Source organism: Micromonospora fulviviridis (genome assembly GCF_014648395.1).
In the GTDB taxonomy this organism is placed as follows: Bacteria; Actinomycetota; Actinomycetes; order Mycobacteriales; family Micromonosporaceae; genus Micromonospora; species Micromonospora fulviviridis.
The window spans coordinates 101,686-108,259 of record NZ_BMRA01000015.1 but is presented as its reverse complement, the minus strand read 5'-3'; the positions used below and the strand labels follow the sequence as shown (position 1 = coordinate 108,259).

Genomic DNA, 6,574 nt, shown 5'->3' with positions numbered 1-6,574 from the left:
GCACTCGGGAGGGTGTGGGAGAGTAGGACACCGCCGGACAATCTTCCAGTCAGGGCCACCCTTCGGGGTGGCCCTGACTGCGTTTTGCAGAGGTTATGGCGCCCCGAGGGGCGCCGGCCGCTCAGCGGTGCTGGATGCCCTCGCGGAGCTGGCGGAACAGCGCCGCGGAATCGTTCACCGACCGGCCCGGGAACATCCCCATCGCCACGCTGCCGTGGTCGGCCCAGCCGCAGACCGCGAAGTCGCCGCCGTCGCCGCTGGTCGTACCGCACTTCATGACGCCGCCCAGGCGGCCGGCGTCCACCTCGCGCAGGCCCGTCACCTTGCCGGTCTCGTCGGCCATCAGCCCGAAGAGGCTGTCCAGGTCCCGCTCCGGCTGCCACAGCAGGGTGGTGCCGCCGAAGAGCAGCACCGACCGCTTGGCGTCCGCCGGGTCGGTGTAGACGGTGCCGAAGCTGCGGTCCAGCTCGATGTCGGCGGCGAAGCCGTCGCGCAGGTAGTCGGCGGTGCTGCGGGCGCGGTCGCTGTCGTCCCGGGTGAACCCCGCAACGGTGGGCGGCGTGCTCAGCTGGGTGTCCTTCTCCGCCAGCACCCGCCAGCCGCCGAGGCCGAGCGCCCCGGCGCCGGCCAGCCCGACCACCAGCGCGGCCGTGAGCGCGATCTTCCGCCGCCGCGAGGCGGGGCGTCGCTCCGGCTCCAGCGCGGGGTCGCGGCGGCTCAGCCGGATCGGCTCGTCGGTCAGGTCGACCGGCTCGCGGCCGTCGTCGACCGGACGTTCGGTGAGGTGCGCGTCGGACATGTCCGCCACCGTACGCGAACTAACAGGTGGCGCACGTCGGGTCTCCGAAAGCGCTCCGTAGACTTTCAGGGTGACCGAGAGACTGGATGCCCGACGCCCCGACGCCCCGACCCTTGCCGGCCAGTACCAGCCCGGCGAGGTAGAGCAGCGACGGTACGAGCAGTGGGTAGCCGCCGGCCACTTCCGGGCGTCGGCGGACAGCGACAAGCCGCCCTTCACCATCGTCATCCCGCCGCCGAACGTCACCGGCTCGCTGCACATGGGCCACGCGTTCGAGCACACGCTCATGGACGCGTTGAACCGGCGTAAGCGGATGCAGGGCTACGAGGCGCTCTGGCTGCCCGGCATGGACCACGCCGGCATCGCCACCCAGAACCTGGTCGAGCGGCAGCTCGCCGGCGAGGGACTGTCCCGGCACGACCTGGGCCGGGAGAAGTTCGTCGAGCGGGTCTGGCAGTGGAAGGCCGAGTCCGGCGGCGCCATCCTGGGCCAGATGCGCCGGCTCGGCGACGCGGTCGACTGGGACCGCGAGCGCTTCACCATGGACGAGGGCCTGTCCCGGGCCGTCCAGACCATGTTCAAGAAGCTCTTCGACGACGGGCTCATCTACCGGGCGAACCGGATCATCAACTGGTGCCCGCGCTGCCTCACCGCGCTCTCCGACATCGAGGTCGAGCACACCGACGACGAGGGCGAGCTCATCTCGATCCGCTACAGCGACGAGGTCGTGGTGGCCACCACCCGGGCCGAGACCATGCTCGGCGACACCGCGGTCGCGGTGCACCCGGACGACGAGCGCTACCGGCACCTGATCGGCACCGAGGTGGCCCTGCCGCTCACCGACCGGCGGATCCCGATCGTGGCCGACGAGCACGTCGACCCGAGCTTCGGCACCGGCATGGTCAAGGTGACCCCGGCGCACGACCCGAACGACTTCGAGATCGGCCAGCGGCACGACCTGCCGCAGCTCACGATCATGGACGAGCGCGGCATCATCACCGCGCCGGGCCCGTTCCAGGGGCTGGACCGCTACGAGGCCCGCCCGGCGATCGTGGCGGCGCTGCGCGAGCAGGGCCTGATCGTGGCCGAGAAGCGGCCGTACGTGCACGCCGTGGGGCACTGCTCCCGGTGCAAGACCACGGTCGAGCCGCGGCTGTCGCTCCAGTGGTTCGTCAACACCGCCCCGCTGGCCAAGGCGGCCGGCGACGCGGTGCGCGACGGCCGGGTGAAGATCGAGCCGGCCGAGCTGGCCAAGCGCTACTTCGCCTGGGTCGACAACATGCACGACTGGTGCATCTCCCGGCAGCTCTGGTGGGGTCACCGCATCCCGGTCTGGTACGGCCCGGACGGCGAGATCGTCTGCGTCGGACCCGACGAGGAGCCGCCGACCGGCGACAGTTGGCGGCAGGACGAGGACGTCCTGGACACCTGGTTCTCCAGCGGCCTCTGGCCGTTCTCCACCCTCGGCTGGCCGGAGCGCACCCCCGACCTGGCGAAGTTCTACCCGACCAGCGTGCTGGTCACCGGCTACGACATCCTCTTCTTCTGGGTCGCCCGGATGATGATGTTCGGCCTCTACGCCATGGACGGCGTGCAGCCGTTCGACGTGGTCGCCCTGCACGGCATGGTCCGCGACGAGCACGGCAAGAAGATGTCGAAGTCGTTCGGCAACGTGGTGGACCCGCTGGACTGGATCGACCGGTTCGGCGCCGACGCCACCCGGTTCACGCTGGCCCGGGGTGCCAACCCCGGTCAGGACGTGCCGGTCAGCGAGGAGTGGTGCCAGGGCTCCCGGAACTTCTGCAACAAGCTCTGGAACGCCACCCGGTTCGCGCTGCTGAACGGCGCGCACACCGACGGGCCGCTGCCGGCCCCGGCGGAGCTGTCGACCGTCGACCGGTGGATCCTCTCCCGGCTGGCGCACGTCACGGCCGAGGTGGACGAGCAGTTCGAGGCGTACGAGTTCGCGAAGGTCTGTGACCTGCTCTACCACTTCGCCTGGGACGACGTCTGCGACTGGTACGTGGAGCTGAGCAAGCCGGTGCTCGCCGAGGGCGGGCCGGCCGCCGACGCCACCCGTCGGGTGCTCGGGCACGTGCTGGACCAGCTGCTGCGCCTGCTGCACCCGGTGATCCCCTTCGTCACCGACGAGCTGTGGACCGCGCTGACCGGCGGCGAGACGGTGATGACCGCCGCCTGGCCGGCGGCCGACCGTACCGGCATCGACGACGCCGCGGAGGTCGAGGTCGGCACCCTCCAGCGGGTGGTGACCGAGATCCGGCGGTTCCGTTCCGACCAGGGGCTGCGGCCGACGCAGCGGGTGGCGGCCCGGCTCGACGGCCTGGCCGGCGCGGGCATCGCGGCGCACGAACCGCTGGTCCGCTCGCTGGTCCGGCTCGACGCGCCCGGCGACGACTTCCAGGCCAGCGCCACCCTCGCCATGCCGGGCGAGGTCAGCGTCGCGCTGGACACCCGGGGTTCGATCGACGTGGCCGCCGAGCGGGCCCGACTGACCAAGGACCGGGCGGCGGCCGAGAAGGAGGTCGCGCAGGCGCGGGCGAAGCTGGACAACCCGGCGTTCATCGGCAAGGCCCCCGAGCACGTGGTCGCCAAGATCCGCGAACGGCTGGCGGTGGCCGAGGCGGATCTGGTCCGGATCGACGCCGCCCTGGAGGCGCTCCCGTCGTGACCGACCGCACCGAATTCGCCGAGGTGGAGGCCGCGCTCAACGCGCGCGGCTTCACCCGCATGCACTTCGAGCTGGAGAAGATCGAGAGCCTGCTCGACCTGCTCGGCAGCCCGCAGCGGGCGTACCCGTCGATCCACCTGACCGGGACCAACGGCAAGACCTCGACGGCCCGGATGATCGACTCGCTGCTGCGGGCGTTCGGGCTGCACACCGGCCGCTACACCAGCCCGCACCTGGAGACCGTCCGGGAGCGGATCAGCCTGGACGGCGAGCCGGTCAGCGAGGACCGCTTCGTGGCCACGTACCGCGAGGTGGCGCCACTGGCGGAGCTGGTCGACCAGCGCTCGGCCGAGCCGCTGACCTACTTCGACCTGACCACCGCGCTGGCCTTCGCCACCTTCGCCGACGCCCCGGTGGACGTCGCCGTGGTGGAGGTGGGGCTCGGCGGCGCCGAGGACGCCACCAACGTGATCCAGGCCGGGGTCGCGGTGATCACCCCGATCGGGCTGGACCACACCGAGTGGCTGGGCGACACCATCGAGGACATCGCGCTGCACAAGGCGGGCATCATCCACTCCGGCGCCACCGTGATCGCGGCGGCCCAGGAGGAGGAGGCCGCCCGGCCGATCCTGGAGCGCTGCGCCGAGGTGGGCGCCACCGTCGCCCGCGAGGGCGCCGAGTTCGGCGTGCTGCGCCGCGCGGTGGCCGTCGGCGGACAGGTGCTCACCATCCAGGGCCTGGGCGGGGTGTACGAGGAGATCTTCATCCCGCTGCACGGCGCCCACCAGGCGCAGAACGCCGCCGTGGCGCTGGCCGCGGTGGAGGCGTTCCTCGGCGCGGGCGCGCGGCGTCAGCTCGACATCGAGGCGGTCCGGGAGGGCTTCGCCGCGAGCAGCTCGCCGGGTCGGCTGGAGAAGGTGCGTACCGCCCCGACGATCCTGCTCGACGGCGCGCACAACCCGCACGGGATGGCCGCCACCGTCACGGCGCTCCAGGAGGAGTTCGCGTTCAGCAAGCTGGTCGGCGTGCTCGCCGTGCTCGGCGACAAGGACGCGGCCAGCCTGCTGGAGCTGCTGGAGCCGGTGCTGGACTCGATCGTGGTGACCGAGAACAGCTCGCCCCGGACGATGCCCGTCGACGAGCTGGCCGCGCTGGCCCGGGAGGTCTTCGGGCCGGACCGGGTGCAGGTGACCGAGGAGATGCCGGACGCCATCGAGGCGGCCGTCGCCGAGGCCGAGTCCGACGTGCCGGGCGAGCTGGCCGGGGTGGGCGTGCTGATCACCGGATCGGTGATGACCGTGGCCGATGCTCGCCGGCTGCTCAAGCGATGACCGGCCCGGTGGACGAGCGCCCCGGCGAGGGCGGTCAGACCGAGAGCGTCCCGACCGAGGGCGGTCAGCCGGAGGGCGCCCCGGCCGAGGGCGCTCCGACCGGGGGCGCCGGGCAGCGGCGGTCGGGGCTGCGTAACCCCGACAAGGCGGTCCGCGGCCTCGGCGCCGGCACGCTGGCGCTGGAGGCGCTCGTGCTGCTGCTGGCCATCCAGCCGATCCGGGTGGTCGGCGGCGACCTGAGCGGCGCGGCCATCGCCGCGATCGTCGCGCTGGCGGTCGCCTGCGTGCTGCTCGCCGGCCAGATGAAGCGGTCCTGGGCCTGGCACGCCGGCACGGTGCTCCAGGGCCTGCTGCTGCTCGCCGGGCTGCTGCACTGGTCGCTGTTCGTGCTCGGCGTCATGTTCGGGCTGGTGTGGGCGTACGCGCTGCACGTGCGGCGGGTCATCCTCGGCTGAGCCGGGGCCCCGCCGCCGGCTCCGCGGCAGGGCTCAGGCGTCGGCGAGGGTGCGCCACTGGGTGAGCGCGACGCCGTGCCCGTCCGGGTCGCGGAAGGCGGCCGCCCACACCTCCAGCTTCGTGCCGCGGTTGACCACCCGCGGGGCGTACGTGAACCGGACACCCGACCCGCGCAGCCGCTGGTACGCCGCCTGGATGTCGTCGACCTCGAGGTTGACGTGGACCAGCCGGCGGCTGATCGGGGCGGCCCCGGTCACCCGGCGCAGCACCAGGCGGGTCGGCCCGGAGGCGAGGACGGCGTTGCCCTCGCCCCGGTCCAGCTCGTCGAAGCCGAGGTCCCGGTAGAAGTCCAGGGACCGGTCGAGGTCGGTGACGAGCAGGGTGATGCCGACCCCGCTGATCGGGCTCGCCACCTCGGCCGGCTCGTCGTCGCCGGCCGGGCCGAAGATGGCCTCGTCCAGCTCCTCCGGGGTGGGCGGCGCCTCGCCGGCCGGCTCGTCCAGCGGCACGTCGATCGGGTCCACCGGCACCGTGTCGAACCGCTCCTCGGCGGGCGGGCGGGGCGCCGGGGCCCGACGGGGGAGCGGGCCGCCCGTGGCCGGCTCGACCAGCTGCCCCTCCAGCACCACCCCGCCGCCGGGGCGCTGGTGCAGCACCACGGGCTCCCGCTCCTCGGGCAGCACGGTGAGGTCGTCGAGGAGGGGGTCCGGCGCGGGCGGGAAGTCGTCGCGGAAGTCGTCCTCCGGGGCCCGGTCGGCCCACGGCGGGGCCTCCTGCCCGATCAGCACCTCGTCGACCGGGTCCGGGTCGGCGTACTCGGGCGGGAGGTCGGCCACCGCGGCGGCGGTCTCGGCGTGGGTGGGCACCTCGTCCCAGAGGACGCGGACGTGCCGCTGGTCGTCCAGGGCGACCCGGACCGGCAGCGCCTGGCCCAGCGACGGCCACTTGGCGACCGGGACCCGCGGCTCGATGATCTTCTTGGACCGGGGCGGCAGGCCGGGCGCGTCGATCACCAGTTGCAGCTCGCAGCGGCCGAAGGCGTACTGGGTGGGTGGCTCGGAGGCGCTGTGCACGTGACCCAGCCCGACCACCCAGGTGCGGCCGCCGCCGCGGACCGTGGCCAGGGCGATCGCCAGCACCAGCAGGGCGAAACCGAGCGCCACGATGGCCCAGCTCGTCATGCCCAGCCCGAACAGGATCACGAACGTGGCCAGGGTGCCCAGCACGGCGCCGATCAGCTTGCGCACCGGCGCGATGGGTCGGTTCCCGCCATTCGCCACAGTGGACCTCCCAGGGGTT

Annotated in this window: 5 protein-coding genes; 3 read left to right on the top strand and 2 right to left on the bottom strand. The window is 73.2% G+C overall.

Going from position 1 to position 6,574, the window contains the following annotated elements; translation table 11 throughout:
- Window positions 1-121: 121 nt before the first annotated feature.
- On the bottom strand, window positions 122-799 hold the full coding sequence (locus IEY96_RS29755; RefSeq protein ID WP_189198113.1) for a hypothetical protein: 678 nt from the start codon (window positions 797-799) through the stop codon (window positions 122-124).
- Between the two features lie 70 nt (window positions 800-869).
- Between IEY96_RS29755 and IEY96_RS29750 the strand changes: the two genes are divergently transcribed.
- The 3 genes from IEY96_RS29750 to IEY96_RS29740 are packed head-to-tail and all read left to right on the top strand — an operon-like array spanning window position 870 to window position 5,274.
- Window positions 870-3,488 carry a valine--tRNA ligase gene (locus IEY96_RS29750; protein WP_189198112.1) on the top strand — a complete coding sequence of 873 codons (2,619 nt, stop codon included), beginning with the start codon at window positions 870-872 and terminating at the stop codon, window positions 3,486-3,488.
- The gene (locus IEY96_RS29745) at window positions 3,485-4,819 is read left to right on the top strand and encodes a bifunctional folylpolyglutamate synthase/dihydrofolate synthase (RefSeq protein WP_189198111.1); all 1,335 of its coding nucleotides are present in this window, start codon (window positions 3,485-3,487) and stop codon (window positions 4,817-4,819) included. The genes IEY96_RS29750 and IEY96_RS29745 overlap by 4 nt, the downstream gene beginning before the upstream one ends.
- Window positions 4,816-5,274, top strand: coding sequence for a DUF4233 domain-containing protein (locus IEY96_RS29740; RefSeq protein ID WP_229791970.1), 459 nt, complete (start codon window positions 4,816-4,818; stop codon window positions 5,272-5,274). The genes IEY96_RS29745 and IEY96_RS29740 overlap by 4 nt, the downstream gene beginning before the upstream one ends.
- Before the next feature lie 33 nt (window positions 5,275-5,307).
- Here the strand turns inward: IEY96_RS29740 and IEY96_RS29735 are convergent, their stop codons facing one another.
- Window positions 5,308-6,555, bottom strand: coding sequence for a VOC family protein (locus tag IEY96_RS29735; RefSeq protein WP_189198110.1), 1,248 nt, complete (start codon window positions 6,553-6,555; stop codon window positions 5,308-5,310).
- Window positions 6,556-6,574 lie beyond the last annotated feature (19 nt).

What these genes read in the sequence shown, in the direction of transcription:
- IEY96_RS29755 (WP_189198113.1), bottom strand. Translation starts at nt 799, where the DNA reads ATGTCCGACGCGCACCTCACCGAACGTCCGGTCGACGACGGCCGCGAG.
- IEY96_RS29740 (WP_229791970.1), top strand. Translation starts at nt 4,816, where the DNA reads ATGACCGGCCCGGTGGACGAGCGCCCCGGCGAGGGCGGTCAGACCGAG.